At 62.7% G+C, this 26,482-nt stretch carries 25 protein-coding genes, 1 tRNA gene and 1 riboswitch; of the genes, 12 read left to right on the top strand and 14 right to left on the bottom strand.

Annotated features, from left to right (window positions below; genetic code table 11):
• The first annotated feature begins 22 nt into the window (after window positions 1–22).
• Window positions 23–1,279: a kynureninase gene (gene kynU / locus AC3FLX_RS04260; RefSeq protein ID WP_488694165.1), complete on the top strand. Its 1,257-nt coding sequence runs from the start codon at window positions 23–25 to the stop codon at window positions 1,277–1,279.
• A gap of 12 nt (window positions 1,280–1,291) precedes the next feature.
• On the top strand, window positions 1,292–2,173 hold the full coding sequence (kynA, locus tag AC3FLX_RS04255; protein WP_488694163.1) for a tryptophan 2,3-dioxygenase: 882 nt from the start codon (window positions 1,292–1,294) through the stop codon (window positions 2,171–2,173).
• A gap of 66 nt (window positions 2,174–2,239) precedes the next feature.
• On the opposite strand, the gene AC3FLX_RS04250 is transcribed toward kynA, so the two are convergent.
• Window positions 2,240–3,046, bottom strand: coding sequence for an IclR family transcriptional regulator (locus AC3FLX_RS04250; protein WP_488694161.1), 807 nt, complete (start codon window positions 3,044–3,046; stop codon window positions 2,240–2,242).
• Window positions 3,047–3,244: 198 nt separating this feature from the next.
• On the opposite strand from AC3FLX_RS04250, the gene AC3FLX_RS04245 reads away from it, so the two are divergent.
• A complete protein-coding gene (locus tag AC3FLX_RS04245) occupies window positions 3,245–4,438 on the top strand; it encodes an acyl-CoA dehydrogenase (RefSeq protein ID WP_488694159.1) in 1,194 nt (397 codons plus the stop codon).
• Between the two features lie 154 nt (window positions 4,439–4,592).
• Here the strand turns inward: AC3FLX_RS04245 and AC3FLX_RS04240 are convergent, their stop codons facing one another.
• Entirely contained in the window at window positions 4,593–5,231 is a 639-nt protein-coding gene (locus AC3FLX_RS04240; RefSeq protein WP_488694157.1) for a peroxiredoxin, read from the bottom strand.
• Window positions 5,232–5,587: 356 nt separating this feature from the next.
• Between AC3FLX_RS04240 and AC3FLX_RS04235 the strand changes: the two genes are divergently transcribed.
• The 3 genes from AC3FLX_RS04235 to AC3FLX_RS04225 all read left to right on the top strand — a co-directional run bounded on the left by AC3FLX_RS04235 (window position 5,588) and on the right by AC3FLX_RS04225 (window position 6,927).
• On the top strand, window positions 5,588–5,863 hold the full coding sequence (locus AC3FLX_RS04235; protein WP_006162945.1) for an ElaB/YgaM/YqjD family protein: 276 nt from the start codon (window positions 5,588–5,590) through the stop codon (window positions 5,861–5,863).
• A gap of 162 nt (window positions 5,864–6,025) precedes the next feature.
• On the top strand, window positions 6,026–6,403 hold the full coding sequence (locus tag AC3FLX_RS04230) for a phage holin family protein (protein WP_488694155.1): 378 nt from the start codon (window positions 6,026–6,028) through the stop codon (window positions 6,401–6,403).
• Window positions 6,400–6,927, top strand: coding sequence for a DUF3318 domain-containing protein (locus AC3FLX_RS04225; protein WP_488694153.1), 528 nt, complete (start codon window positions 6,400–6,402; stop codon window positions 6,925–6,927). Before AC3FLX_RS04230 ends, AC3FLX_RS04225 begins: the two co-directional genes overlap by 4 nt.
• Window position 6,928: 1 nt before the next feature.
• Here the strand turns inward: AC3FLX_RS04225 and AC3FLX_RS04220 are convergent, their stop codons facing one another.
• From AC3FLX_RS04220 to ybgC, 12 genes are all read right to left on the bottom strand, one after another.
• A complete protein-coding gene (locus tag AC3FLX_RS04220) occupies window positions 6,929–8,941 on the bottom strand; it encodes a diguanylate cyclase domain-containing protein (protein WP_488694152.1) in 2,013 nt (670 codons plus the stop codon).
• A 126-nt stretch (window positions 8,942–9,067) separates the two neighbouring features.
• On the bottom strand, window positions 9,068–9,961 hold the full coding sequence (locus AC3FLX_RS04215; RefSeq protein ID WP_488694150.1) for a hypothetical protein: 894 nt from the start codon (window positions 9,959–9,961) through the stop codon (window positions 9,068–9,070).
• Between the two features lie 186 nt (window positions 9,962–10,147).
• Window positions 10,148–10,223, bottom strand: a tRNA-Lys gene (locus AC3FLX_RS04210).
• Window positions 10,224–10,283: 60 nt separating this feature from the next.
• Complete coding sequence (locus AC3FLX_RS04205; RefSeq protein ID WP_488694148.1) at window positions 10,284–11,399, bottom strand: YeeE/YedE family protein; 1,116 nt, start codon at window positions 11,397–11,399, stop codon at window positions 10,284–10,286.
• 93 nt (window positions 11,400–11,492) lie between these two features.
• Entirely contained in the window at window positions 11,493–12,176 is a 684-nt protein-coding gene (gene queC, locus AC3FLX_RS04200) for a 7-cyano-7-deazaguanine synthase QueC (RefSeq protein ID WP_488694147.1), read from the bottom strand.
• A 195-nt stretch (window positions 12,177–12,371) separates the two neighbouring features.
• A complete protein-coding gene (gene ybgF / locus AC3FLX_RS04195; protein ID WP_488694145.1) occupies window positions 12,372–13,127 on the bottom strand; it encodes a tol-pal system protein YbgF in 756 nt (251 codons plus the stop codon).
• 18 nt (window positions 13,128–13,145) lie between these two features.
• Window positions 13,146–13,655 (bottom strand): peptidoglycan-associated lipoprotein Pal, encoded by a 510-nt coding sequence (pal, locus tag AC3FLX_RS04190; RefSeq protein ID WP_488694143.1) that lies wholly within the window; start codon window positions 13,653–13,655, stop codon window positions 13,146–13,148.
• Window positions 13,656–13,675: 20 nt separating this feature from the next.
• Window positions 13,676–15,016: a Tol-Pal system beta propeller repeat protein TolB gene (gene tolB, locus AC3FLX_RS04185; RefSeq protein WP_488694142.1), complete on the bottom strand. Its 1,341-nt coding sequence runs from the start codon at window positions 15,014–15,016 to the stop codon at window positions 13,676–13,678.
• Between the two features lie 212 nt (window positions 15,017–15,228).
• Window positions 15,229–16,308 (bottom strand): cell envelope integrity protein TolA, encoded by a 1,080-nt coding sequence (gene tolA, locus AC3FLX_RS04180; protein WP_488694140.1) that lies wholly within the window; start codon window positions 16,306–16,308, stop codon window positions 15,229–15,231.
• Window positions 16,309–16,326: 18 nt separating this feature from the next.
• The gene (tolR, locus tag AC3FLX_RS04175) at window positions 16,327–16,764 is read right to left on the bottom strand and encodes a protein TolR (RefSeq protein WP_488694138.1); all 438 of its coding nucleotides are present in this window, start codon (window positions 16,762–16,764) and stop codon (window positions 16,327–16,329) included.
• A 20-nt stretch (window positions 16,765–16,784) separates the two neighbouring features.
• Window positions 16,785–17,468: a protein TolQ gene (gene tolQ / locus AC3FLX_RS04170; RefSeq protein ID WP_066731701.1), complete on the bottom strand. Its 684-nt coding sequence runs from the start codon at window positions 17,466–17,468 to the stop codon at window positions 16,785–16,787.
• Entirely contained in the window at window positions 17,465–17,869 is a 405-nt protein-coding gene (gene ybgC, locus AC3FLX_RS04165; protein WP_488694136.1) for a tol-pal system-associated acyl-CoA thioesterase, read from the bottom strand. Before ybgC ends, tolQ begins: the two co-directional genes overlap by 4 nt.
• Before the next feature lie 167 nt (window positions 17,870–18,036).
• Window positions 18,037–18,140, top strand: a riboswitch (ZMP/ZTP riboswitch).
• A 180-nt stretch (window positions 18,141–18,320) separates the two neighbouring features.
• On the opposite strand from ybgC, the gene glyA reads away from it, so the two are divergent.
• The 6 genes from glyA to AC3FLX_RS04135 all read left to right on the top strand — a co-directional run bounded on the left by glyA (window position 18,321) and on the right by AC3FLX_RS04135 (window position 26,475).
• Window positions 18,321–19,568, top strand: a complete 1,248-nt coding sequence (gene glyA, locus AC3FLX_RS04160) for a serine hydroxymethyltransferase (RefSeq protein ID WP_488694135.1) — start codon at window positions 18,321–18,323, stop codon at window positions 19,566–19,568.
• 159 nt (window positions 19,569–19,727) lie between these two features.
• Complete coding sequence (gene nrdR, locus AC3FLX_RS04155) at window positions 19,728–20,195, top strand: transcriptional regulator NrdR (RefSeq protein ID WP_488694708.1); 468 nt, start codon at window positions 19,728–19,730, stop codon at window positions 20,193–20,195.
• Between the two features lie 210 nt (window positions 20,196–20,405).
• Window positions 20,406–21,023 carry a type IV pilus modification protein PilV gene (pilV, locus tag AC3FLX_RS04150; protein WP_488694134.1) on the top strand — a complete coding sequence of 206 codons (618 nt, stop codon included), beginning with the start codon at window positions 20,406–20,408 and terminating at the stop codon, window positions 21,021–21,023.
• On the top strand, window positions 21,020–21,958 hold the full coding sequence (locus AC3FLX_RS04145) for a PilW family protein (protein WP_488694133.1): 939 nt from the start codon (window positions 21,020–21,022) through the stop codon (window positions 21,956–21,958). The genes pilV and AC3FLX_RS04145 overlap by 4 nt, the downstream gene beginning before the upstream one ends.
• On the top strand, window positions 21,955–22,575 hold the full coding sequence (locus tag AC3FLX_RS04140; protein ID WP_488694131.1) for a pilus assembly PilX family protein: 621 nt from the start codon (window positions 21,955–21,957) through the stop codon (window positions 22,573–22,575). The genes AC3FLX_RS04145 and AC3FLX_RS04140 overlap by 4 nt, the downstream gene beginning before the upstream one ends.
• Before the next feature lie 42 nt (window positions 22,576–22,617).
• Window positions 22,618–26,475 (top strand): pilus assembly protein, encoded by a 3,858-nt coding sequence (locus AC3FLX_RS04135; RefSeq protein ID WP_488694130.1) that lies wholly within the window; start codon window positions 22,618–22,620, stop codon window positions 26,473–26,475.
• Window positions 26,476–26,482 lie beyond the last annotated feature (7 nt).

The following is a 26,482-nucleotide window of genomic DNA, read 5'->3' as shown; positions in this document are numbered from 1 at the left end:
AACCACCTGAACACGGCAAAGCATGACCAACCTGACACGCGAACGCTGCCAGGCGCTGGACCGGGACGACCCGCTCCGCGCGCTGCGCGAACAATTTGCCCTGCCCGAGGGCGTGATCTATCTCGATGGCAATTCGCTCGGCGCCCGGCCGCGCGCCGCCGCGGCATGTGCCGCCGAGGTCGTCAGCAACGAATGGGGCGAGGGCCTGATCCGCAGCTGGAATACCGCCGGCTGGTTCGACATGCCGGGCCGCCTGGGCAACCGGCTCGCCCCGCTGATCGGCGCGGGCCACGACGAGGTAGTGGTCACCGACACCACGTCGATCAACCTGTTCAAGGTGCTGGCCGCCGCGCTGCGCGTGCAGCAGCAGCGTGATCCGTCGCGCCGCGTGATCGTGTCCGAGTCCAGCAATTTCCCGACCGACCTGTATATCGCGCAAGGACTGGCCGATCTGCTGCAGCAGGGCTACGAAGTGCGGCTGGTCGACAGTCCCGCCGAAATCGATGCCGCCGTGGGGGCCGACACCGCCCTGCTGATGCTCACGCACGTCAACTACAAGACTGGCGAAATGCTCGACATGGCCGGCCTGACGGAACTGGCGCATGCCCGTGGCGCGCTGACCGTATGGGACCTGGCCCACTCGGCAGGCGCCGTGCCCGTCGACCTGACCGCGGCAAAGGCGGACTACGCGATCGGATGCACCTACAAATACCTGAATGGCGGCCCCGGATCACCCGCCTTCGTGTGGGCCGCCCCGGCGTTGCGCGACCAGTTCTGGCAACCGCTGTCGGGCTGGTGGGGCCACGGCTCGCCGTTCGCGATGTCGCCGCAGTATCGGCCGGCCAATGGCATCGGCCGCTTCCTGTGCGGCACCCAGCCGATCACGTCGCTCGCCATGATCGAATGCGGTCTCGACATCTTCGCGCAGACCAGCATGACGGCGCTGCGAGCGAAATCGCTGAAGCTGACGGACTTGTTCATCGAACTCGTGGAAGCACGCTGCGCCGCGCATCCGCTCGAACTGGTCACCCCGCGAGCGCCTGAAAGGCGCGGCAGCCAGGTCAGCTTCGCGCATCCGGATGGCTATGCGCTGGTGGCCGCGTTGATCGAGCGCGGCGTGATTGGCGACTACCGTGAGCCGGGCATCGCACGTTTCGGCTTCACCCCGCTGTACACGAGCTTTACTGAAGTGTGGGACGCCGTCGAGATCATGCGCGACGTACTCGACAGCGGCGCCTATCGCGACGCGCGCTTTGCCGTGCGGACGGCGGTGACCTGAGCGGAGCGCATCATGAGTGAATTCAAGGGTTGCCCGATGGGGCACGGTGCCAAGGCGGCCGAAGGCGCGGGCGAGGATGGCTGGCATGGCGCGCAGATGGATTTCGAGCGCGACATGAGCTACGGCGACTACCTGGGCCTGGACCAGATCCTGAGTGCCCAGCATCCGCTGTCACCGGACCATAACGAGATGCTGTTCATCGTTCAGCACCAGACCACCGAGCTGTGGATGAAGCTGATGCTGCACGAATTGCGCGCCGCGCGCGATGGCGTCAAGAACGATGCGCTGCGTCCCGCGTTCAAGATGCTGGCTCGCGTGTCGCGCATCATGGACCAACTGGTGCAGGCGTGGAACGTGCTGGCCACGATGACGCCGCCCGAGTATTCGGCAATGCGGCCGTATCTCGGGGCATCGTCGGGCTTCCAGTCGTACCAGTACCGCGAGATCGAATTCATCCTCGGCAACAAGAACGCGGCGATGCTGCGCCCGCATTCTCACCGGCCCGAGCATCTGGAGCTTGTGGAGACCGCCCTCCATACGCCGTCGATGTATGACGAAGCGATCCGGCTGATGGCGCGGCGCGGGTTCAAGATCGACGCCGACGTGGTGGAACGTGACTGGACCCAGCCGACGCAGTACAACGCATCGGTGGAGGCCGCCTGGCTGGAGGTCTACCGCGACCCGTCGGCGCATTGGGAGCTGTACGAGCTTGGCGAGAAGTTCGTCGATCTCGAAGACGCCTTCCGTCAATGGCGCTTCCGTCATGTGACGACGGTGGAGCGTGTGATCGGCTTCAAGCGTGGCACCGGCGGCACCGAGGGCGTCAGCTATCTGCGCAGGATGCTCGATGTGGTGCTGTTCCCGGAGTTGTGGAAACTACGGACGGATCTTTGATCCGGTCAGCGGTTCGGGCTCCCTTCCCCCTTCTCCCGCGCCGCGGGAGAAGGGAGAAAACGCCCGCTACCTTCCCGCCGGGTCCGACAACCGCGCCCCCAGCGCCTGCAGCGCGGGCGCCAGCTTCTCGCGGAAGGTTTCCTCGCTGACCGCACCGTACGATGCACTGCAACTGAGCAGGTGCAGATCCTTCTCCCCTACTGGCTTGAAAGCCACCGCGCAGGCGTGGATCGCCGGATGCCAGTCGCGGAACGATGCGGCGTAGCCGTCGCGCTCCGCCTGCGCCAGCGCCGCGCGCATCGGCGCTTCCTGCTGCTTCCATTGCTCCGGGTAGGCCTGGGCAAATTCGGCCAGTACGCGATCGCGCTTTGCGGCCGGCAACGCGGCAAGATAGGCGCGCCCCATCGAACTCGACACCAGCGACAGGCGCGACCCCACGCCAAGACCCAGCATCACGCCCGCGTCGTTCCGGATCGATTCCATATAGATGACTTCCAGGCGTTCGCGCTTGCCCAGCGACACCGACACCCCGTAGCTCTGCGCAAACGCCAGCATGTGCGGGCGCGCCAGCGCCACCACATCGGATGCCGCCAGATAGGAGAAACCAAGCGCCAGCACGCCGGCGTCGAGCGCGTACTTGCCCAGGCTGTCGTCGTAGCGCAGGTACCCCAGTTGCACGAGCGTGCCGGCCAGCCGGCTCACGGTGGCCTTGGGGAATCCGGTACGGCGTACGAAATCCTGGTTGCCGAGCATGGCCTCGCCAGTGCGGAAGCAGCGCAGCAGTTCCAGGCCGCGCGCCAGGGCGGTGACGAAGTTCGGGTCGCTCTCCCGCTCCTTTTGCGCGGTGACTACGGCGGTGGCGGATGTGGCCAAGGCAAGGCTCCAGTCTGGATGGTCGATTGTCGAACGCAAATCGCGGGGGTCCGGTTTTCCCCTGTTGCAGCGCGAACCGGTTCAGCTATACTAGCTCATCGGAACAAGGTTCCGCAATGCGGAACCTAAAATTTTTGATTGACCGGACCCAATGAAGGCGCGCAGCCTTCATCGCCCCACCCAAAGAAGGAGACATTCATGGCTGCCAACGCCGAATTCCACTGGGCCGACCCGCTGCTGATGGACCAGCAACTGACCGACGACGAGCGCATGATCCGTGACGCCGCCGCGGCCTATTGCCAGGACAAGCTGATGCCGCGCGTGCTGCAGTCGTTCCGCAACGAGAAGACCGATGTGGAGATCTTCCGCGAGATGGGCGAACTGGGTCTGTTGGGACCGACCATTCCCGAGCAGTACGGCGGCCCGGGCCTGAACTACGTCAGCTACGGCCTGATCGCGCGCGAAGTGGAGCGTGTGGATTCCGGCTATCGCTCGATGATGAGCGTGCAGTCGTCGCTGGTGATGGTGCCGATCTACGAATTCGGCAGCGAAGCACAGAAGCAGAAGTACCTGCCCAAGCTCGCCACCGGCGAATGGATCGGCTGCTTCGGCCTGACCGAACCTAACCACGGCTCGGACCCGGGTTCGATGGTCACCCGCGCCAAGAAGGTGGACGGCGGCTATTCGCTGACCGGCGCCAAGATGTGGATCACGAACTCGCCGATCGCCGACGTATTCGTCGTCTGGGCCAAGCTGCCCGGCGAAGACGGCAAGGAAGACATCCGCGGCTTCATCCTGGAAAAGGGCTGGAAGGGCCTGAGCGCCCCGGCCATCCACGGCAAGGTGGGCCTGCGCACGTCGATCACCGGCGAAATCGTGATGGACGAGGTCTTCGTCCCTGAAGAAAACATCATGCCGGGCGTGAAGGGCCTGAAGGGTCCGTTCACCTGCCTGAACTCGGCCCGCTACGGCATCGCCTGGGGCGCGCTGGGTGCCGCCGAATTCTGCTGGCACACCGCCCGCCAGTACACGCTGGACCGCAAACAGTTCGGCCGCCCGCTGGCCGCCACGCAGCTGGTGCAGAAGAAGCTGGCCGACATGCAGACCGAAATCACGCTGGGCCTGCAAGGCTGCCTGCGCCTGGGTCGCATGAAGGACGAAGGCACGGCGGCGGTGGAAATCACCTCGATCATGAAACGCAATTCGTGCGGAAAGTCGCTGGACATCGCCCGCGTGGCGCGCGATATGCTGGGCGGCAACGGCATTTCGGACGAATTCGGCGTGATCCGCCACGTGGTGAACCTGGAAGTGGTCAACACGTACGAAGGCACGCATGACATCCACGCGCTGATCCTGGGCCGCGCTCAGACCGGCCTGCAAGCCTTCTTCTGATCGGCCGCACTGTCGACGCACATAAAAAAGCCCGGCTGAAAAGCCGGGCAGAAGCACACTACCAAGGAGACGACGGGCACGACCCCGCCGTTTTACGACACCGGTAAAGCAGTACTGAGCCGGGCCGGGACCTGTTCCCGCGCCCGGCTTTTCTTTACTTGTTCGGCTGCGGCGTCAGACGCAGATACGGACGCACCGCCTTGTATCCCTTCGGGAATTTCTGGCGGATTACCTCTTCGTCCTTCAGCGACGGCACGATGACCACGTCATCGCCATCCTGCCAGTTGCCCGGCGTGGCCACGCTATGGTGATCGGTCAGCTGCAGCGAATCGATGACGCGCAAAATCTCATTGAAATTCCTACCTGTGCTTGCAGGATAGGTAATGATCAGGCGCACCTTCTTCTTCGGGTCGATCACGAACAGCGAACGCACGGTCAGTGTCTCATTCGCATTCGGATGAATCATGTCGTACAGCTCGGATACCTTGCGGTCGCCATCGGCCAGGATCGGGAAATTGACCGACGTGGATTGCGTCTCGTTAATGTCCTGGATCCAGCCGCGGTGCGATTCCACGCTGTCCACCGACAAGGCGATTGCCTTGACATTACGCTTGCCGAATTCTTCCTTGAGTTTGGCGGTCAGGCCCAGCTCCGTGGTGCAGACCGGCGTGTAGTCAGCCGGGTGCGAGAACAGGACACCCCAACCCTCGCCAAGCCATTCGTGGAAGCGGATGCGGCCCTCGCTCGATTCTTGCTCGAAGTCCGGTGCGATGTCGCCAAGACGCAGTGCCATGAAAGAAGTCTCCAGAAAACTTTACGAAAGTAAGGAAAGGTAAAAGCCGGTGAACCAGCTTAGTTGGATTGCCATCCAACCCAAACGAATATAAAGTCACTACAAAATCACTCGAAGTCATAAAGACTTTGGTGACCGGGCCTTGGTTCCCGTTTTCCGGGCGATGAATGCCGGGGTTTCAAGGCCCGTTGCGTGACATATATATGGCGTGGCGCCGCCAGGCTTGAAACGATGAGCTTGAAACGATGGCAGGCCGCCACATATGCTACGTGGAAGACAAGAAATGCCACAAGGCCGAGCCGGCAAGGCAAAATGTCACCCACTTGAACCTAACCGCCCGCAAACAGGAGAAACTGATGAGCGATGTCAAGACCGTTCTGTCCGACGCCGAAGAACTGCTTAAGCAAGCGGCCTCGACCACCGGCGAAAAAGCCGCCGAACTGCGCGAGCGTGGCATGGGCCTGCTGAAGCAGGCAAAAGAGAAGGCCCAGGACTTGCAAGACGCTGTCGTGACAAAGAGCAAGGCGGCCGCGCGCGCTACCGACGATTATGTGCACGATCACCCGTGGCGCGCCGTGGGCGTGGCAGCCGGCGTGGGCCTGCTGATCGGCCTGCTGCTGAACCGCAAGTAAGACAGCGCACGTCGCAACGCATTAAGTCATACCGGCCCCGGCTGCGCATCTGCGCCGGGTGCATGAAGTTTGAAGACGGACGGCAGCGGCCCCATTTGCCGCTGCTGCCCATCCCCCGCAGATGCCGCCCATGCCGGCGCATCGCTTTTTCGCCGGAGCCGCATGAGCGAATCCCATTCCCCCAAGTTCCTGGAGTCCCTTCGCAACCTCGCCGGTTCCGTGGTGTCGATGCTGCAGACGCGCCTGGAACTTGCCAGTGTGGAGCTGGCCGAGGAACGCACGCGGCTGATGAAGGTGGCGCTGCTGGCCTGCTTCGGCCTGGTGTTCTTCAGCATGGCGCTGATGACGTTCACGCTGCTGGTAGCCATCCTTTTCTGGGAAACCTATCGCTGGCAGGCCATCGGCACCATCGTCGTGTTCTATCTGGCCTGCGCCGCAATTTGCCTGCTCGTGGCCCGGCACAAGGTGCGCAGCGCCCCGCCGCTGTTCGAAGCCACGCTGGCCGAGCTTGATAAAGACCGGGAGATGCTGCGCCAATGACCACGCCCGAAGACGATTCGATCGATCGCCGCCCGCGCAGCGAACATCCCCGCCCGGTCCGCTTCACGCGCGAAGTCCGGCTGCCGCTGGAAGTCCGCAAGGAATTGCTGATCACCCGCGCCGCGCTGGAACGCTACGACGCCGTTCAGGCCCTGCGGCAAGTCAAGGGCGGCGCGCGCCGCATGACCAATCTCGGCGCGTGGCTGCCGCGCGTGACCCGGCCATCGGGCTGGCTCAAGCTGTTGGGAATCACGCGCGACTATCCGATGCTGAGCACGGCGATCACACTGGCCCTGCCCTTGCTGCGCAAGACGCCGGTTGGCCGCGTCGCCTGGAAGCTGTCGAAGGTTGGCATGCTGACGGGTGCCGGATACTGGGCATACAAGACCTGGAACGCCTCGCAGGCGCCAGCGCGAGGCGCCTATTCCGCACCGGTGCCGGCGCATGCGCCAGAGTCCACGCGCCCTATCGACACGGGCTTCCGCGATCCGCTGGTACCGTCGCCGCCCGCCTCGCAACCCTGATTCAGCCGACCTGCACGCGATTGCGGCCGTCGCGCTTGGCGCGATAGCAGGCCAGGTCGGCCGCAGCCAGCGCATCTTCGCGGCTGGCCGTTCGCTCATCCACCGTAATCAGGCCGATGCTGACCCCGATCGAGAATTCATGATCGCGGCAGCGATAGCGATAGGCTGCAATCGCGCCGCGCAGACTCTCCGCCACGCGCTCGCCGTCCGCGCCGGCACAATATTCCAGCAGTACCGCGAATTCGTCGCCGCCCAGCCGGGCCAGCGTATCGCTGCGCCGTAGCTGCTGGCGCATGACGTCGGCAATCTGACAAATCAGTTCATCGCCGGCCGCATGCCCGCAGGTATCGTTGACAGCCTTGAACTGGTCGAGGTCCAGGTACATCAGCGTGTGGATGCTGCCCTCATGCTGCGCCCGCGACACCGTCGCGCCCAGGCGCCGCTCGAATTCCAGCCGATTGACCAGTCCGGTCAGCGGATCGTGGCTCGCTTCGTAAGCCAGTTGCGCGGCATGGGCACGCTCCAGGCTGACGTCATGAAGCACGACGACGACGCCCATCGCCTGGCCACCCTTGTCACGAATCAACGCCACGGATGGCTTGACCACCAGCGTCGCACCCCCCAAGTCTGGCTCCCGGCGCATCAGAAGCATGACTACCTGGCTCGGGCAGTTGCCCGCCAGCGCACGCGGCACCAGGTCGGTCACCGGCTCGCGCGTGGCTTCGTCATGCAGCCGGCAGACCTGTTGCAGGAAACAGCCGGCGGCTTCCGCATCGTTCCACCCTGTCATGGACTCCGCCACCGGGTTGAGCGATTGGATGCGACCCCAGACGTCGGTGGTAATGACCGCGTCGCCAATCGCCTGCAGCGTGACCTGGGCGCGCTCCTTTTCAGCGAACAGCTGCGCCTCGAAGCGTTTGCGGTCGGAGATATCGCTGAGCGAGCCGGCCATGCGCATCGCCTTGCCAACCGCGCTGCGCACCATGCGTCCTCTTGCCCTGACCCAGACATAGCCGCCGCTCTTGCGACGCAGCCGCATCTCCACGTCATACGGCGTGCCCTTGCGCACGTGACCGACCAGACGTCGATCGAATTCGGAGACATCCGCCGGATGCATCAACGCCAGCAGCGTTTCGCGCGCGTGCGGCAGCTCGTTCGGCCCGTAGCCAAGCATCTCGGCGCAGCGGGGCGAGAAGTAAAGCTCGCCACGATGTGGATGCCAGTCCCATAGGCCATCAGTGCTGCCGGCCACCGCCAGTTGCAGACGCTCCTCGCTGATCGCCAGCGCCTGACGCAGTTGGCGGTGTCGGCGCATCATCCGGGTGGACATCCATGTGCCACAGCCCAGCAGCAGCAGGGGCAGCGCCGCCGCGCACCACATCAGCAGCATGCGCACCCGCCGCGAGGCCTTGCCCAGGGCGTTGGAGAACGCTTCTTCCATCGGCGTCAGCAAGGCATCGATATCGGCGACATCGCGCTGCAGCGGTGCAACGCAGGCGGCATCGCAACCATGTTCGCCCACGCGTTCGCGCAGGCGTCGCGCCAGGACATCGAGTCGCGCGATTTCCGCATCGGCGGCGGCCCAGATCGAAATTGCCTCATCGATCTCCGGTACCTGACGGAAATAGCGATAGAGGCGAATCATGGCCGGAATGTCGTCGGGATGATTGCCGCCGATCAGCAGCCCTTCCACGGCACGGGCGCGATCGTAGTCGGGCTTTTCGAGTTCGATGCGCGCCCGATGGTCGCCCAACGGAACGGCGATGGCCGCCAGATAGTCCTGGAAATCGGCATCGCGCCGACTTTCGGCATAGCGCAGCAGGTGCAGCACGGCGGCCTTCTGCCCCTTGGTCCAGCGACTTTCGCCGGCCACGAAACCGCGCGCGGCGGACAGCACGTCCACACTGGCGATGCAAAACAACGCCAACATCAGAACCACCGGGACAAACGGCCAGACGACACGCAGTACGTGCTCATTGGCCGGCAGGCTACCGCCACCACCAGCTTGCTGCATCTGAGACTTCCCGCGCCGGGTATTGCCCGGCTTTGTCGATGAATGCACCAAGGCCGTCCTGTTCGGGCAGCCTTGTCTGGTTGCATTGTCAATGAGGCGTTGCGGGGTGTCTCTAACTCAGACTGGTTAATTGATTCCTGGCAGATGCACGCCCCAACCGCCTAGCAGAACGACCAGCAACACACCGTTCAGCAAGGCCAGTCCGACAAGGACGAAAGCCAGCAGCGGCAAGGTTTTCAGCCATGACAACCCGGCCGATGCGGAGGCAAAAGCTGCGTCCAGATAGCGCCCGGCCTGCTTGCGGATGACCAGCCAGTAGAACCCGCCGCCACCGGCCAGCAACGCCACGAACCAGGGCAGCCACGCCAGCCCCGGCGGGAGCGATGCGGGCGCGGCACCCACCGCAGTGCGTGTTCGTGGGCTAACCGGCGGCAACGGCTGCAATGAATCGCGCAGGGATAGCATCGTGGGTTCGAAGCTCGGCGCGGGCGGATCGAGGTCCTCCGTTGCATCCATCGTTGAAGACCCTCTGGCAGGCGGCACCATGCTGCGCGACGCGACGGCGCGTGTCGCAGCATCCGCCTGCCCGGCGCGCCTGGACGGCGGCCTGCTTTCGGCAACCATCGGCTGCCTTGGCGGCGCTTCGCGCATGACGGGTACATTCGGCACGCTGCGCCAGTTTGCGAATAGCTGATCGAGACATCGCACCGTCGTGCACGCATCGCGCTTCCTGCGCCATGCGTCCAGGTCACTCTTGCGTAACGTCCCCGCGGATCGGCTGTACTGCTGCTCGGCGTAGATCCTTTCGTAGGTCTCATTGAGCATCGCGTATTCGCAGATCAGTTGCCGGCCATGCGGATGCAGCTGTGCGGGGGCGCCGCAGGACGCATTCGCCGGCGCAGAAACATCGCAGCGCGGCCGATAGTGTTGTGGACAGGCAATATCCGACGCCCACGCCACATTGGCGATCCACATGACCAAGGCGATGAAGAGGGCCAGGCGGCCTGCAATCCGGTGCATGGTGTCTGTGCATCGGCCTTTTCTATGAACCGAGAAGTTCATTCTAGGCAGCGACGCCGCACAATGCCGGATCTGTTATTTGCCTACGCGCATGGATGGGGCTGACCAGTGAAATTCCGCGACACGCAAAACGGCAGGCAAAACAAAAGGGCCCGTGACTTTCGCCACAGGCCCTTTTGGGAATACTGGTGGGTCGTGCGTGACTCGAACACGCGACCAACGGATTAAAAGTCCGCTGCTCTACCGACTGAGCTAACGACCCGAAAAAACTGAATCTGCGATTATAGGGAGCACCCTACAGGGTGTCAAGCATCCCACCCGGTCACACCATACGCTCCAGACGCCACATCTGATACTTGAACGCCAGCATCGCACCGACGACGATCGTTGCAAAAACGATGAACGAACCGATGGCCAGCGTCGACACGCCGGACAGCCCCTGGCCGATCGTGCAGCCCAGCGCCGTCACGCCACCGGCGCCCATCAGCATGCCGCCGACCATGTGGTTGGCCACGTCCTCGGCATTGCCGAAACCCTCCCAACGGAAGGTGCGCGACGTCAGCGCGTAGGCAGCGGCGCCGGCGATCACGCCGATCACGCTGACGATGCCGATGGTCAGCACCTTGCTCTTGTCGCTGAACATCATCAGCCAATCCAGCGTGTACGCATACGGCGCCACGAAGCTCAGGCTTTCCATGCGGCCGCTGTTGGTGCCGACGAACAGTTCTTCCAGCGTGTTCGGGTCCTCGGAAACAAAGCCGAGATGGCCGGATACGTACCACATGCCGACGATGATCAGCCCGACGGCCAGGCCACCCAGCAGATTGTCGAACGTACGGAAGCCGTTGCCGATCAGCGACCAGATCACGAGCACCGCACCGATCGCCACGCCCAGCACCAACTGCAACGTACCGCGCGCCATTCCGGTCGCCTGCGCGACTAGCGACGGAAGGTCCTGCGTCGACGGCAGCGTCACCGACACCGCGTCCACGGTGTTCACGCGCACCACGCCGAACAGTCCACGTAGCGTCATGTACGCAGACAGACCGAGGAACACGAACACCACCAGCGACTTCAGGTTACCGGCGCCGATGCGCACCAGCGTCTTGCTGCCGCAGCCCGACGCCAGCACCATACCGAACCCAAACATCAGCCCGCCGACGGCCGCCGACAGCCAGCCCAGTTTCGCCGCCGTGTAGATGGTCTTGGTCGGGTCGATCAACCCCGCCCACGCCAGCACTCCAGTACCGATCATCGCCACGCCGATGGCCATGACCCACATCCGCATGCGGCTCCAGTCGCCGATATTGACGATGTCCGAAATGGCGCCCATCGTGCAAAAGTGAGTGCGCTGAAGTACGGCACCAAACAGGAAGGTCAGAACGAAGGTACTCAGCAGTACGCTGTGCGTGAGCGCGGGGATATCAATATCAGGCATGTCTCGGCGTGGCTCGTGAAATTTCTATTTCTTCTCGGTAGTGCGCTTGAACGGGGGCGCTCGTTGGCGTCCCGCTATTGTTGGGGCGATGGTTCAGACGGACATCTGGTAGCGAGTCGGATCGGCAACGCCGGCCTGTTCGAAACCGGCCTTGCGAATGCGGCAGGAATCACAAACTCCGCAGGCGCGACCCTCGTCGTCCGCCTTGTAGCACGACACTGTCAGCCCATAGTCCACGCCCAGCTTCACGCCCGCGCGGATGATCTCGGCCTTGGTCATGTCGATGATCGGCGCGTGCACGCGGAAGCGGTCACCCTCGACGCCGGCCTTGGTCGCCAGATTGGCCAGCGTTTCATAGGCGGCGACATACTCGGGGCGGCAATCGGGATAGCCCGAATAGTCGACGGCATTGGCACCAAAGAACAGGTCGCGGCCACCGACGGCCTCGGCCCAGCCGAGCGCCAGCGACAACATGATCGTATTGCGTGCCGGCACGTAGGTAATCGGGATACCGCCGGTGGCACCGTCGGTCGGCACATCCAGCGTGTCGTCGGTCAGTGCCGATCCGCCAAAGCGGCGCAGGTCCAGGTCGATGATCTCGTGGCGCTTCGCGCCGAGCGCGGCCGCCACCTTCTTGGCCGCGTCCAGTTCGGACGAGTGACGCTGGCCGTAGCGCATCGACAGCGCATAGGTTTCAAAGCCGGCCGCGTTGGCCAGGGCAAGCACGGTGGCGGAGTCCAGGCCGCCGGATAACAGGACGATTGCGCGTTTGGTCATGATTCGGTTGCGCGCGGAACAAGCGCGCTGTAGTCACGCCTCAGTGGGCGAATCGCATATTTTAGCGCGCCGCGCACTCGGCTCACGGGTTTGCTCCCTCACCCGCGCGCGAATCAGGGGAGCAGGCGTCCGTCGGCCCAAAAAGAAAAAGCCCGCGAAACGCGGGCTCTCTCCTGACTGCCGTACTTCAGCCGGTTACTTCAGCGTCTTCAGCCGGTTGCTCGCGGCCTGGGCGCCTTCAGTACCCGGATACTTCGACACCACGGTTTCCAGCGTCTTCTTGGCCTGTGCCTTCTGGCCCGACTCCATCTGGTTGTTCGCGATGGCGATCATGGCGTCAGGAACCTTCGCATGCTGCGGGAACTGTTGCACCATGTTCTGCAGCACGTAGGTCGAACCCTTGTAGTCACGCTGCGCGTAGAGCGAATTGCCGAGCCAGAACTGCGCCAGCGGCAGATACGGGCTTTGCGGATACTTCTTCGCAAACGCCGAGAAGGCATTGCCCGCGCCCTTGAAATCGCCCGACTGGAACTGCTTCAGCGCCGCGTCGTACTCAGGCTTTTCGGTCGGCTGTGCGAGCCCTTCCTTGCCATCGACGGTCACCTGTTGCGGCTCGAACTTCTTCAGGCGCGCGTCGAGGTCGGCGTAGTAATCCTTCTGCTGTTTCTGCAGCGTGTCCACCGTGTTCTGCAACACCTCGTTCTGACCGCGCAGTCGTGCCACTTCCTGACGCAGGCCTTCCAGCTGGTTCTGCATGTCAAGTTGCTGACGGCTGTTCTGATCAATACGCTGCGATGCCGTGGCCTGGAAACCGTTGAACTGGTCCCGCAGTTGGATCACCGCCTTGCGCGCCTCGTCGTCGTCAAAGACGCCGGCGTGGGCGGAACTGGCTGCCAACAGGCCGCCAGATACAGCGGCCAGCCACAGCAGGGTGGAAACGCGAGCATTCATGAAGGATTATTCCGTGGATCAGTAGACGATGTCGGCGCGACGGTTTTCAGCCCACGAGGCTTCGTCGTGGCCGGTGGCCTTCGGCTTTTCCTTGCCCAGGCTCACAGCTTCCATCTGCGACTCGGGCACGCCCAGCGACGACATCGAGCGACGCACGGCCTCGGCACGCTTCTGGCCCAGGGCCAGGTTGTACTCGGAGGTACCGCGTTCGTCGGTGTTGCCCTGGATCAGGATCTTGCGGCTCTTGTTGGTGCCCAGGTATTGCGCGTGCGACTGCAGCACGTTCTGGTATTCCGACTTGACCGAGTAGCTGTCGAAGTCGAAGTACACGCTGCGCTTGGCCAGCGGGCTGTTCGGGTCGTTCAGCGGGTCGGCGGCAACCACCGGCGCCACGGCGCGCGGATCGGTCTGGGCGCCGCCCGTGCCGGTACCGGCCTTCGACGCGTCATCCAGCTTCACACCGGACGAGCAGGCGCCCAGGGCCAGCAGAGCGGCCAGGGCGAGCGATTTGGTCATCATTTGGGACATGGCGAGAGACTCCTCTTTTTCTACTGCATGAAAGGACCCCAGGACGGCTCACGAACCTCGCCGGACTGGAGTGACAGAACCTGTTTCGTTCGGCCGTCCGTGGAGACTGCCGCCAGAACCGAGCGGCCGCCCACGCGGGTGGCATACAGGATGTATTTACCGTTGGCGGCGAAGCTCGGGGCTTCGTCGTTCGACGTATCCGTGAGAGAAGTCACGTCACCGTTGGACAGGTCCTGCAGCTGCAGGCGGAAGCCGCCCGAACGCGAGATGTAGGCCAGGTACTTGCCGTCCGGCGAAATGCGCGGACTGACGTTGTAGTTGCCCTTGAAGGTCACGCGCTGCGCTGCGCCGGATTCCTCGCCAGAAGCCGGCATACGGTAGATCTGCGGCGCACCGCCGCGATCGCTGGTGAAATAGATGCTGCGGCCGTCCGGCGAGAACTGCGGCTCGGTATCGATCGCGCTGCTGCGCGTGATGCGACGCAGGCCGGAGCCGTCGGCATTGACCAGGTACACCTGGGTGTTGCCATCACGCGAGAGCGCCACGGCCAGACGCTGGCCATCGGGCGACCACGACGGCGCGCTGTTGTTGCCCTTCTGGTTCGACACCAGCGTGCGCTTGCCCGTGGCCAGGTCGTGCACATACACCACCGGCTTCTTGGCTTCGAACGAGACATAGGCCACGCGGCGGCCGTCAGGCGACCACGACGGCGAGATGATCGGCTCGGAGCTGGACAGCGCCACCTGGGCGTTCTGGCCATCCGAATCGGAAATCAGCAGCTGGTAGCGGTTGCCCACCTTCGACACGTACGACAGGCGCGTGGCAAACACGCCGCGCTCGCCCAGCAGTTTCTCGTAGATGTAGTCGGCGATCTTGTGCGCGGTCACGCGCAGCTGGCTCTGGTTGACGTTGAACGCCAGGCCGCCCAGGCTCTGACCCTTGACCGTGTCGTACAGGCGGAAACGCACCTCGTACTGGCCGTTGCCGGACGGGGTCACGCTGCCGGCCACGAAGGCGTCGGCGCCCTTGGCCTTCCAGCTACCCAGGTCCACCTGGGTCGATTCGGCCACGGTGGCGCCGGCCGGATCGACATTTCGGAATCGGCCGCTATTGGTCAGGTCGCTACGGATGATGGCCGTCAGGTTCTGCGGGGCCTGTGCCTCGCCCTGGAAGTTGGCCGTGGCCACCGGGAACTGGTTCGAGCCAACACCGGTGATTTCAACGTTCAGTTGCGCGTGCGCGGCGCCAGCCGACATCAGCGCCACCGCCAGCCAGGCCATCAGCGCATGACGGCCCTGGTCTCGGGTGATCTTGGTGGACTGGCGCCGGGACAGCCAGTTAGGGACCCAAAGCTTTCGCATGCTGCTCCTCAGTCGATTTTGGGATTCATCGGTACGGCGGGCACAGCAAGTCAGGCACACGGGCGGCATGCAGCTTGGCGCATGCGCCGTGCGTGTACGTCTTGCACAGTGCCGGCCGCGTCAGGCAACCGTTCATGGTAGCGATGGGACTGGCGGCCAACGATGAAGGTTGCATTATGTTGCAAATCATGGCGCTCTAGACACTCCGCTCGTCAGTCTTTGGGGCGGAACGTGATCGTGAATTCGAACGACGGCGCCTTGCCGTCCTCGTCACGCGGCAGCGGGTCCGAGCGCTCCACGGCGCGCAGCACGGCATTGTCCCATTCGGTATCGCCGCTGGACTTGGAGAGCCGCTTCGACAGGATCGACCCGTCCGGAGCCAACCGAACCGCTACGACTGCCGACGGATTGCCCTGCACCTCGCCGTTGAAGATGATGTTCGGCTTCACCTTGCGGCGCACGCGGTCCGAGTAACCCGGCGACGCCTTGCCGCCCGATCCCGCACCCGATCCTGCCGCATTGCCGATGCCACCACCGCTCGACGACGAATTGCCACCGCCGGCCAGCGCCTGCAGGCGTGCCAGTTCGCTCTTGCGCTGCGCGTTGGCTGCAGCGTCGTGCTTGGCCTTGGCATCGGCATCAGCCTTGGCCTTCGCCTGCTTCTCGGCATCCGCCTTGGCCTTGGCCTGCTTGTCGGCATCAGCCTTGGCCTTCGCGTCGGCTTCCTTGCGCTGCTGGTCGGCCTTTTCCTTTTCCTTCTCGCGGGCGATCTCGGCGGCCTTTTCCTTGTCAGCCTTTTCCTTGTCAGCCTTCTTCTTCGCGTCTTCCTTGCGCTGCGCCTCAAGCTGTTGCTGGCGCTGGTCTTCCTTGCGCTGGGCGTCCTTCTGTTCCTGCTCCTTGCGGTCGCGTTCGCGGCGCGCGGCCTCTTCACGCGCGGCAGCTTCCTCGGCCTGCTTGCGCTTCTTCTGCTCCAGCGCGATGTCGGCCTCTTCCTCGACCTTGCTGCGCACGGCCGGCTGCGGAGGCGTCGGCACGGGCTGCTCTATCGGTCGCGGCGGCGGAGGCGGCGTGACGTCGGGAATCTCTTCCCAAAGCTCCGCTTCGGCGCCTACCGGGGTGCTGCTCTGCCAGTGAACACCGTAATACAGCACGATGCCGAGCAGCAGGTGCATCAGCAGCGCGAGCAGGAACGACCGCGTCGTGCCGCGTTCCTTGACCGGCTGATACGGATAGGCGGCGGCCTTCGCGCGCGAAGGCCGTTGCTGCGGATGACGTGACGAGAGGCTGGCCACTTTGGGACGCGATAACGCTTACTTAGACTTGACCATCAGGCCGACGCGCTTGACGCCGTCAGCCTTGAGCACGGACATAACGTCCAACACCGCTTCGTACTTGACGGCTTTTGCGGCGGCAATCACCACCGGCTGGTCCGGATTTTCATTCTGGCGCTGGTGCACGAAATCGATCAGGCCGCGCTTGTCGAGCTTGCGCTCGAACGACCCGCCCGACGCGTCCTTGCCGCGCGCGGTCAGCTGACCGTCTTCATGCACGGTGACGATGATCGGCGGCGTCTGCTGCTGCGGCGTGGCGTTGGCCACCGACGGCAGGTCCACCACGGCCGGGTTCACGATAGGTGCCGCCACCATGAAGATGACGAGCAGCACGAGCATCACGTCGATATACGGCACGACGTTGATCTCGGCGCTGGCCCGGCGGCGCGAACCGCCGCGGCGCTGGATGGCTGCCATGACTGTGCTCCCCTGTCTGTTTAACGCGTCTGGCGTTGCAGGATGTTCAGAAATTCTTCCATGAAGCTTTCGAACCGGATGGCCAGGCGATCGATCTCGGTGGCATAGCGGTTGTAGGCAATCACGGCCGGAATCGCGGCGAACAGGCCGATCGCCGTGGCGACCAGCGCTTCGGCGATGCCAGGCGCCACCGAAGCAAGCGTAGCCTGCTGCACATTCGACAGCCCGCGGAACGCGTTCATGATCCCCCACACCGTACCGAACAGGCCGATGTACGGGCTGACCGAGCCAACCGATGCCAGGAACGGCAGGTGCGACTCCAGGACGTCCATCTCGCGCTGATAGGCCGCGCGCATGGCACGGCGGGCTGCGTCGAGCAGCGCGCCGGCGTCGTTGCTGCGCTCGCGGGCCTTCAGGAATTCACCCATGCCCGATTCAAAGATGCGTTCCAGCGCGCCGGTGTTGTGACGGTTGTTCACAGCGCTGTTGTAGAGCGCCTGCAGGTCGCCGCCCGCCCAGAAATCGCGCTCGAAGCCTTCGGTCTGGGTGCGTGCGGAGCGCAGCGCCAGGTGCTTGCGGAAGATGTAGGTCCACGAGAACAGGGACATCACCAGCAGCAGCGCCATGACGGCCTGTGCCAGCAGGCTGGCGTGAAGGACCAGCGAAATGATCGACAGGTCTTGTGTGACGGTCACCGGATTCATCGAGCGTTTTTAATAGTGGCGAGAACAGGGGCAGGAATCGGGGCCGGACGGAATGCGCCTTTATCAACACATCCCACACGGATATTGCCGCTGGCCAGCAGCAGATCCCCGCGCCAGGCTTCCTGGGCGAATTGGACAGACGCAGGCCCGACCCGTTCGATACACGTACGGATCTCCAGCTGGTCATCCAGCCGGGCGGGCGCATTGTATTCCACGGCGGTACTGCGTACGACGAAGACCACGCCGGATGTATCGGCAAGGGTCTGTTGTTCGATGCCGAGCGCGCGCAGCCATTCGGTCCGCGCCCGCTCGAAGAACTTGAGGTAGTTGGCGTAAAACACCACGCCGCCAGCATCGGTGTCTTCCCAGTACACGCGAAGCGGCCACACGAAATTTGACATGGGCCGCATTGTAACGGAGCGCACTGGTTAACCCGTATGCGACTTTGCAACAGCAAGTTGCGAGCCATAGACCACAAGCCCTTGACTGCACTGGCGGCGCGGGGCACGGCCGCGCCTGCCCCGGCTTGCGGCAACCGGCGCGTTCGCATAAACTCTGCCGCAACCATTCCACCTTGCGCGACTGGCGAAGTCAGTGGGTACTACCACGAGGAAGCGCAAGATCTTTGGGCGTGATGTTCAAAAACGCCTGTCGCTCGCCTGGGCAGCGAATGGGAAGCAGGGTGCGCCCTGCACCGGCCGGCCTTGTATGGCAGCCCGGTGCTGGACGCCAGTGCCTTCCCCGCGCGCCCTACCCGCGAAGTAATTCCCGCAACACCCCGGAACGCCGACCCGCAAACGATCTTCATATCGACATTGCCGTCCGCTTTCTTTTTTACAGACGAGTCACGCCATGTTTGAACGCAGCCGTTTCACGATCGAACAGATCGACCCCGAAGTCTTCGCCGCGATCCAGAAGGAAAACCAGCGCCAGGAAGACCATATCGAACTGATCGCCTCCGAAAACTACACCTCGCCGGCCGTGATGGCCGCACAGGGTTCGCAGCTGACCAACAAGTACGCCGAAGGTTATCCGGGCAAGCGCTACTACGGCGGCTGCGAATACGTTGACGTGGTGGAGCAACTGGCCATCGACCGCGTGAAGCAGCTGTTTGGCGCCGAAGCCGCCAACGTGCAGCCGAACTCGGGCTCGCAGGCCAACCAGGGCGTGTTCTTCGCCATGCTCAAGCCGGGCGACACCATCATGGGCATGAGCCTGGCCGAAGGTGGTCACCTGACCCACGGCATGGCGCTGAACATGAGCGGCAAGTGGTTCAACGTGGTGAGCTACGGCCTGAACGCACAGGAAGACATCGATTACGACGCGCTGGAAAAGCAGGCTCACGAGACCAAGCCGAAGCTGATCATCGCCGGCGCCTCGGCCTTCGCCCTGCGCATCGACTTCGAACGCATCTCCAAGGTTGCCAAGGCAGTTGGCGCCTACTTCATGGTGGACATGGCCCACTACGCCGGCCTGATCGCCGCCGGTGTCTACCCGAACCCGGTGCCGCACGCCGACTTCGTGACCACCACCACCCACAAGAGCCTGCGTGGCCCGCGCGGTGGCGTGATCCTGATGAAAGCCGAGCACGAGAAGGCCATCAACTCGGCCATCTTCCCGGGCATCCAGGGTGGCCCGCTGATGCACGTAATCGCCGGCAAGGCCGTGGCCTTCAAGGAAGCGCTGCAGCCCGAGTTCAAGGAATACCAGCAGCAGGTGGTGAAGAACGCCGCCGTGCTGGCCGAGACGCTGATCTCGCGCGGCCTGCGCATCGTGTCGGGCAAGACCGAAAGCCACGTGATGCTGGTGGACCTGCGCGCCAAGCAGATCACCGGCAAGGAAGCCGAGAAGATCCTGGGCGACGCGCATATCACCGTGAACAAGAACGCCATCCCGAACGATCCGGAAAAGCCGTTCGTGACCTCGGGCGTCCGCCTGGGCTCGCCGGCCATGACCACGCGCGGCTTCAAGGAAGAAGAAGCCCGCCAGGTGGCCAACCTGATCGCCGACGTGCTGGACAACCCGCACGACGAAGCCAACATCGCCCGCGTGCGCGAACAGGTTTCCGCCCTGACGCGCCGCTTCCCGGTGTACGGCTGATCGGCCGATCCGTTCTACGTTCTAAAGCGTATCTATAGTTAGTACGCACCAACGGCGCCGCCTGCCCTCGGCAGGCGGCGCCGGTTGACCCGCCACAACCCCGCAGCAGAACTCAAAGATGCAAAATGCGGGCTGGCATATTTCTTCAGGTGGTCAGGCATGAAATGCCCCTTCTGCGGTCATTCCAATACCCAGGTCCTCGATAGCCGCGTCTCCGAAGACGGTGAAACCGTGCGTCGCCGCCGGCGTTGCGAGGCCTGCGACCGCCGCTTCACCACCTACGAACGAATCGAGCTGTTCTTCCCGGCCATCGTCAAGAAGAACGGCTCCCGCGTGGACTACACCCGCGCCAAGCTCAAGGATTCGATGCGTCTGGCCCTGCGCAAGCGGCCGGTATCGGCCGAGGCAATCGACGAGGCCATCCTGCGCATCGAGGAAAAGCTGCTCGCCCTGGGCGAGAAGGAAATCCCGAGCAGCCAGGTGGGCGAGCTGGTCATGCGCGAGCTGCGCAAACTCGACAAAATTGCCTACATCCGCTTCGCTTCTGTTTATCGAAGCTTCGAAGATGTGTCGGAATTCCGCGACGTACTCGACGAATTTTCAACCCCTACCCCACGAAAGGGGTAGCTACTTCCACAAAAAAGCTGTCTAATCTGCACTAGCCTCCTTCGGGTAAGGAGGCCGGCGAGCAAGCACGCGTTTTAATCGCATCGAAGCACTGCAAAGTACAGCCGCCACGCGTCAACCGGACCCAGCAGAGGTCCGGACGCACAAGAAGTCCAGCGCGCCGCGCAAAGAACAAAAAAGAACTGTCGTTTTTTTGGACGGGAGTCACAAATGGGTCAATCTCGCTGCCGGGAGGCAGCTGGCTTCACCATGCTTGAAGCATTGGTAGCCATTGTCGTGCTCGCATTCGGCGTGCTGGCAGTGGCCAACTTGCTGCTCAAGTCATTCCGCTTCGCACAACAGTCTTCCTATGATGTCCTGGCCTTGCAACTGGCCAATGACATCGCGGACCGTATGCGTGCCAACGGTGCGCAGATCAACGCGGGCACATTCGACAACTTCGACACGAAGCTCGGCATTCCGCAGATTTCGGACGCGACCAATCTCTATAAGACCGCGTGTGCGAATACGCCGGCAAACTGCGGTCCTATTTCGGCAACATTCGATATCGCTGAATGGTCGCGCAGGGTCACCAGCAGCCTGCCGGGCGGCCGCGCCGTCATCTGCCGCGATGCGAACACTTGGACGGCGGGTTCTGGGTACACCTGGAGTTGCAACGCCGTGGCTGGCGGAAACGCGTCCACGAAAGACACCCCTCTGGTGGTCAAGATCGGCTGGCTCTCGCGCTTCAACGACTCCAGTGACACTGGCACTCCGGACGGCAACCAGGCCGACGGAACGGCTTCGGTACAGATTGTCGTGGTTGTCTCGCCAGGAGTCGCCAATTGAAGACACGCCCGACACCCCATCGCTCGCCAAACCGTCGCAGCGGAGGTTTCACGCTGGTCGAACTGATGGTGACGCTCGTGATCAGCCTGCTCGTGCTGATGGCCGGCATCTCGTTCTACATGATGAGCCGCAGTAGCTACGAGACGATCAACGACAATGCCAATCTCGAGGAACGGGGCAATTTTGCCCTGTCCGTCATGATGCGACTCATGCGCCAGACCGCCTATGTTCCGGTGGTCAATGACACCGGCGGCATGATGTCCGTCGCCGACCCCATGATTGTCGGCCTCGACAACTGCGCAAATCCGAATGACAGCGAAACCCTGGCGTGCGGAGCCAGCCCGGGCATCAATGCCAGCGACGCCGTCATCATCAGGTATTTCGGTGTTGGTCAGCAGGCCAACACCACCAAGCCGGATGAATCCGTCGTCGACTGTTCGGGTCAGGGCGTTGCCGGATACACCGACATCGACAGCGCCGCCTCGCAGCGGGGCCTCTCGATTCTCTACATTGGCAACGGCGCCAATGGCAAGCCATCGCTGATGTGCAAGTACCGCGAACGTGCCGCGAGTGGCCAGGAAAGCGCCACCGTCTTCCAGACCCAGGAACTCGTTCCGGGCGTGGAGAACATGCAGTTGATCTATGGCATCAGCACCAATGGCGACGATGTGCCGGACAAGTACGCCGCTGCGTCGGCAATAAACGCCGACGACTGGCGCAACGTCAAGACCGTAAAGATCGCCCTGATTGTTCGTGCCGATTCCGCCAGCGCGGATGCCGGCGACCCGCCTACGATCTCGCTGTTTGGGCCCCTCTATAACGGGGATAACGGCACCTACACCCCCACAGTTGATGTCAAGTCGGCTCGCAAACTGTACTACGCGACCATCCAGATCCGGAACTATCAGACTTGCGGAGATCCGTCTTGCTCATGACAGCCCAATCTTCCCGGGTCCGCCGCACCCAGCATGCACGCGGTATTGCATTGATCACCGCGGTGATCATGCTGCTCGTCATCACCCTGCTTGCGTTAAGCGGCGCACGCCTTGCGCTGGACACGAAGCGATCCACGCGCAACCAGCGCGACTTTGAAATTGCCTATCAGGCAGCCGAGGCGGCACTGTACGACGCTGAAATTGACATCGCGCAGGCAACCAAGCGGTCGAGCATCTTTCTGCCGACCAGCACTGCAGGATTTCTATCCGGCGATTGCAACACCGGCATCACCATGCCCTCGGCGTTTCTTGGAATGTGCGATACGAGCGGTAACGCCGGAGAACCCGTCTGGAACACGATCGACTGGACAGCCTCGAGCGGTAACAAGACCGTGGAGTACGGCACGTTCACGGGCCGCTCTTTTCCGACCGGCACCGGGCTGACACCTGCGCGCAAGCCCCGGTACCTGATCGAGATCTTGCCGGACAACGCGAATGGCTCTTCGGCCAGCAGTCCAACGCCGCGCTACAAGTATCGCATCACCGCCATCGGCTTCGGTCCGAATGACACGACGCGTGCGATCGTGCAATCGGTCTACCGCAAGGCCGACTCCTGATTCCGAACCTTCGTCTGCCCCCCTCCATCCGGGAAAGCATTCATGAAGATCCAACACCGCCTGTTTGCCGCATGCGCCATGCTCTGGTGCACGCTCCTATCCGCTGCGACCGTTCCTACGGTATCCATTTCGAGCACGCCGCTCTATGGCCAGTCGCAGAACATTCACCCCAACCTGATGCTGACGCTGTCGGTGGAGTTTCCGACGACCGGCGCCGCATATCGTGGAACCTACGACAAGTCGCTAGGCTACGTTGGCTACTTCAACAATACGAAGTGCTATACGTACAATTCCACCAGCGGCTACTTCGCCATCTCCGGCGATGCCACGAGCGCTCACGAGTGCTCGGGCGCGTTCAGCGGCAACTTCATGAACTGGGCGTCGGCGTCGGCAATTGACGAACTGCGGCTGGCGATGACTGGCGGCGACCGCGTGATTGACACACGTACGCAGACCGTACTTCAGCGCGCACTGCTGCGCTCGGACTTTTTCAAGAGTGGCAGCTACTTCCCGCTCAAGAGCATCAATGGCAGCGGAACGACCAGCGCACCCAACAAGGTAACGCCGTTCAGCTATGGCACGCTGTACATGGCGTCCTGCGGCAACCACATCTTCTTTTCGGATGCCGACGATTCGAAGGCGAGCTGCTCGAGCCTGGGCAAATATGCGGACGTCACCAAGAACGGCGCCGTCACCGAGCGGCGCGGATACCGTGTACAGGTTCAGGTCTGCGACAGCAATGAATCCGCCACCCGTAGCGACCTCTGCTACAGCTATGACGGTACGAACTACAAGCCTGTTGGCCAGATGCAGCGCAACGCAGACCGCGTCCGCTTCGCGGCCTTCGGCTATCTGAATGACCCCACGAACAACACCAGCAACCCGCAGAACGAGCGGTACGGTGGCGTGCTTCGTGCGCCAATGAAGTATCTGGGCGACAACGCGGTCAACACCTCGCTGAATACGATCACCAATCCCACCAAGGAATGGGATTCCTATGGTGTACTGGTCGCAAATCCGCTCAATGATGCCTCAGGCAATAGCGGCGTGATCAACTACCTGAACAAGTTCGGCCGGACGCTGGTGACTGACCTGGGCAAGCCCACGGATAACCCCGTCGGCAACTATAAGCAGTACGATCCGCTCGGGGAGCTGTACTACGAGAGCATCCGCTATCTGCAGAACCATCCGAGTGGGCCCACTGCCGAGGCAATCAACAACGTCACGACAGCCTATGCCGACAACTTCGCGTACTACACGTCGTGGACCGATCCGCTGCTGAACAGCTGCCAGCGCAACTATGTGCTGACCATTGGCGATATCAATACCCACCAAGACCACTATATCCCCGGCAACTCGGTTTCGAACCAAGGTGACCCGGCGCGCGCCACCGACACCTGGAGCAACTTCAATGTCGTCGACTGGACCAACAAGGTCGGCGCGCTGGAGACCAATACGCCGGCCGCGGGCAACTCAAATCCGCTTGACTCGTCGTTCACGACGCTCGGTACCAAAAACCACCCGACATCGAACTGGTCGACCTACTACATGGCAGGCGTCGCCTACTGGGCGCACACGTCGCCGTTCCGTCCGACCATGCCTGATGCACGCGTCACAACGTTCGGCATCGACGTCAACGAAAACGGCAACGGCACGGTGGGTGCCACACAGCGCCAAAGCCAGATCTACCTGGCAGCCAAGTACGGTGGCTTCAAGGAAGAAACGACCGACGGCGGCAACAAGGACGGCAACCCGTTCAAAACGCTGGGTTCCGGTGGTACGGTGGTAACCAACAATACGGAATGGGAGGCTGCTCCGACCGGCTCCAACCTTCCGTCGAACTGGTTCCTGGCAAGCCAGCCCGCCCAGATGATCAGCGCGATCAAGCAGATCTTCACGCAGATTACGAGCTCTGCCGGCACGCTATCTGGCGTGGCGCTCAGCAGCACGCGGATTGTCGACAATGGCAACGTGTACACGCCTGGCTTCGACCAACAATGGAACGGCAAACTGACCGCCTATCCGCTGACCAAGGCATCTGACGGCTCGGTATCGATTTCGAACACGCAAGCGTGGGAAGCTGGCGCGAAGCTGACGACGCGTGCATTTGCTACCCGCTCCATTTTCACGCTGAACCCCACTACTGGTGCAGGTGCAACGTTCACGTGGGCCACGCTGGCCAAAACCCAGCAGGACGCACTGAACCTGAATCCGGGTACCGGCACCAGCGACGGACGCGGCCAGCTGCGCGTGGACTACCTGCGCGGCGATCGCAGCCAGGAAGCCGACAGCCAGGGCAGCAACGGCGGCATCTTCCGCGGGCGCAAGAGCGTGTTCGGCGACATCATCAATTCCGGCCCCGTCTACGTCGGCACCCCTTCTTCAGCGCGGACCGGCAGTGACTACAGCACCTTCCTCACAAAGTACCTGCTGCGCACGCCGATGGTCTATGTGGGAGCCAACGACGGGATGCTGCACGGTTTCGATGCCACCACCGGTGACGAGGTGTTCGCCTACGTTCCCAATGCGGTGACAGGCAATCTGAACCAGTTGACCTCGACCACATACAACCATCGAGCCTATGTGGATGCAACACCGGTATTTGCAGAGGCGCAGGTTAACGGCAACTGGAAGACGGTACTCACCGGCGGCTTCGGTGGTGGCGCACAGGGCATCTACGCGTTGGACATCACTGATCCGGACGGCAAGAAGAGTGGAGCCGCCTTCAATGGGTCCAACGTCCTGTGGGAATTTACGGACAAGGACGATGCCGACATGGGCAACGTCATGGGAACGCCGGTCATCGTCAAGCTACTGAGTGGGTATGACTCCAAGAAGCTCCCGGTCTACAAGTGGTACGTGGCGGTTGGCAACGGTCTGAACACCAATCAGGCCGATGGCTCCGCGAATACCAACGCACCGAGCGTCCTCTTCATCCTGTCGCTGGACAAGACTGCCGGTGCCGCATGGTCGCTAAACGGCAACTATTGGAAGATTGTCACGCCCTCCCCTTCCACCACCGCGCTTGCCAATGGCATGAGCACGCCCGCGCTGGTTAATCAGGCTAGCGGCGCCGCATTGGCAATGTACGCAGGAGACCTCCAGGGCAACCTGTGGAAGTTCAATTTCTCCGGTCTGCCTGAAACGTGGAACGCATCGGGCGCGCTGCCCGCCTTCGGCGGTACGCCGGGCAAACCGATGTTCGTGGCCACTTCGCCCAGCAATGGTCCACGCCAGCCGATTACGATGCAGCCGCAAGTGGTTTATGCCCCCGGCGGATATATGGTGCTCTTCGGCACCGGCAAATACTACGAGCTAGCAGATACCGCTGCATCCCAGACCCAGTCGTTTTACGGCATCTATGACGGTGGCGGTACGAACTACGTATCGGACCGCAGCAAGCTCAATCAGCAGAAGCTGAGCTTGATCGACAGTGGCAAGTCGATCCAGTACTCGGGCAGCACGGCGGCACCGGGCTACACGTCGCCACGCAAGCCGGGATGGGTCATGGATTTTCTGGATACATCCGAGCGGCAGATCACGGCAGCGGTCGTGTCGAACGGACTCGTGTACTTCAATTCGATCTATACCGCGACGGGTACCTGCGGAACGACCGGCGGCAGCCGCAGCTACGCGCTTAACTCGCTGACGGGGGCGCCTACGACGGGCATCTCCGGCTTCCAGTCAAGCACCGGCATGCTGGGTGCGCCATCGATCATCATCACCAACGTCACGGTCGGCGATCGGGACTCGGTCGGCGGCATACAGCAGACAACCCGGACCCAGGTAATTTCGTTCGGCACGTCAGGCGCCGCCACTACGATGCCTCCGACGGATACGAACAGCCGGCCGGGCCGCATGAGCTGGCGCGAAATCCGCAACTTCAAACTTGCGAACTGACCACAAA

This window comes from Cupriavidus sp. 291-E7 (assembly GCF_057798835.1).
This window is presented reverse-complemented; position numbering and strand designations above follow the sequence as displayed.

Excerpts from the sequence above, each read along its gene's own strand:
- kynU (WP_488694165.1), top strand. The coding sequence starts at position 23 with ATGACCAACCTGACACGCGAACGCTGCCAGGCGCTGGACCGGGACGAC.
- kynA (WP_488694163.1), top strand. The coding sequence starts at position 1,292 with ATGAGTGAATTCAAGGGTTGCCCGATGGGGCACGGTGCCAAGGCGGCC.
- AC3FLX_RS04245 (WP_488694159.1), top strand. The coding sequence starts at position 3,245 with ATGGCTGCCAACGCCGAATTCCACTGGGCCGACCCGCTGCTGATGGAC.
- AC3FLX_RS04240 (WP_488694157.1), bottom strand. The coding sequence starts at position 5,231 with ATGGCACTGCGTCTTGGCGACATCGCACCGGACTTCGAGCAAGAATCG.
- AC3FLX_RS04235 (WP_006162945.1), top strand. The coding sequence starts at position 5,588 with ATGAGCGATGTCAAGACCGTTCTGTCCGACGCCGAAGAACTGCTTAAG.
- AC3FLX_RS04230 (WP_488694155.1), top strand. The coding sequence starts at position 6,026 with ATGAGCGAATCCCATTCCCCCAAGTTCCTGGAGTCCCTTCGCAACCTC.
- AC3FLX_RS04225 (WP_488694153.1), top strand. The coding sequence starts at position 6,400 with ATGACCACGCCCGAAGACGATTCGATCGATCGCCGCCCGCGCAGCGAA.
- AC3FLX_RS04220 (WP_488694152.1), bottom strand. The coding sequence starts at position 8,941 with ATGCAGCAAGCTGGTGGTGGCGGTAGCCTGCCGGCCAATGAGCACGTA.
- AC3FLX_RS04215 (WP_488694150.1), bottom strand. The coding sequence starts at position 9,961 with ATGCACCGGATTGCAGGCCGCCTGGCCCTCTTCATCGCCTTGGTCATG.
- AC3FLX_RS04205 (WP_488694148.1), bottom strand. The coding sequence starts at position 11,399 with ATGCCTGATATTGATATCCCCGCGCTCACGCACAGCGTACTGCTGAGT.
- queC (WP_488694147.1), bottom strand. The coding sequence starts at position 12,176 with ATGACCAAACGCGCAATCGTCCTGTTATCCGGCGGCCTGGACTCCGCC.
- ybgF (WP_488694145.1), bottom strand. The coding sequence starts at position 13,127 with ATGAATGCTCGCGTTTCCACCCTGCTGTGGCTGGCCGCTGTATCTGGC.
- pal (WP_488694143.1), bottom strand. The coding sequence starts at position 13,655 with ATGTCCCAAATGATGACCAAATCGCTCGCCCTGGCCGCTCTGCTGGCC.
- tolB (WP_488694142.1), bottom strand. The coding sequence starts at position 15,016 with ATGCGAAAGCTTTGGGTCCCTAACTGGCTGTCCCGGCGCCAGTCCACC.
- tolR (WP_488694138.1), bottom strand. The coding sequence starts at position 16,764 with ATGGCAGCCATCCAGCGCCGCGGCGGTTCGCGCCGCCGGGCCAGCGCC.
- tolQ (WP_066731701.1), bottom strand. The coding sequence starts at position 17,468 with ATGAATCCGGTGACCGTCACACAAGACCTGTCGATCATTTCGCTGGTC.
- ybgC (WP_488694136.1), bottom strand. The coding sequence starts at position 17,869 with ATGTCAAATTTCGTGTGGCCGCTTCGCGTGTACTGGGAAGACACCGAT.
- glyA (WP_488694135.1), top strand. The coding sequence starts at position 18,321 with ATGTTTGAACGCAGCCGTTTCACGATCGAACAGATCGACCCCGAAGTC.
- nrdR (WP_488694708.1), top strand. The coding sequence starts at position 19,728 with ATGAAATGCCCCTTCTGCGGTCATTCCAATACCCAGGTCCTCGATAGC.
- pilV (WP_488694134.1), top strand. The coding sequence starts at position 20,406 with ATGGGTCAATCTCGCTGCCGGGAGGCAGCTGGCTTCACCATGCTTGAA.
- AC3FLX_RS04140 (WP_488694131.1), top strand. The coding sequence starts at position 21,955 with ATGACAGCCCAATCTTCCCGGGTCCGCCGCACCCAGCATGCACGCGGT.
- AC3FLX_RS04135 (WP_488694130.1), top strand. The coding sequence starts at position 22,618 with ATGAAGATCCAACACCGCCTGTTTGCCGCATGCGCCATGCTCTGGTGC.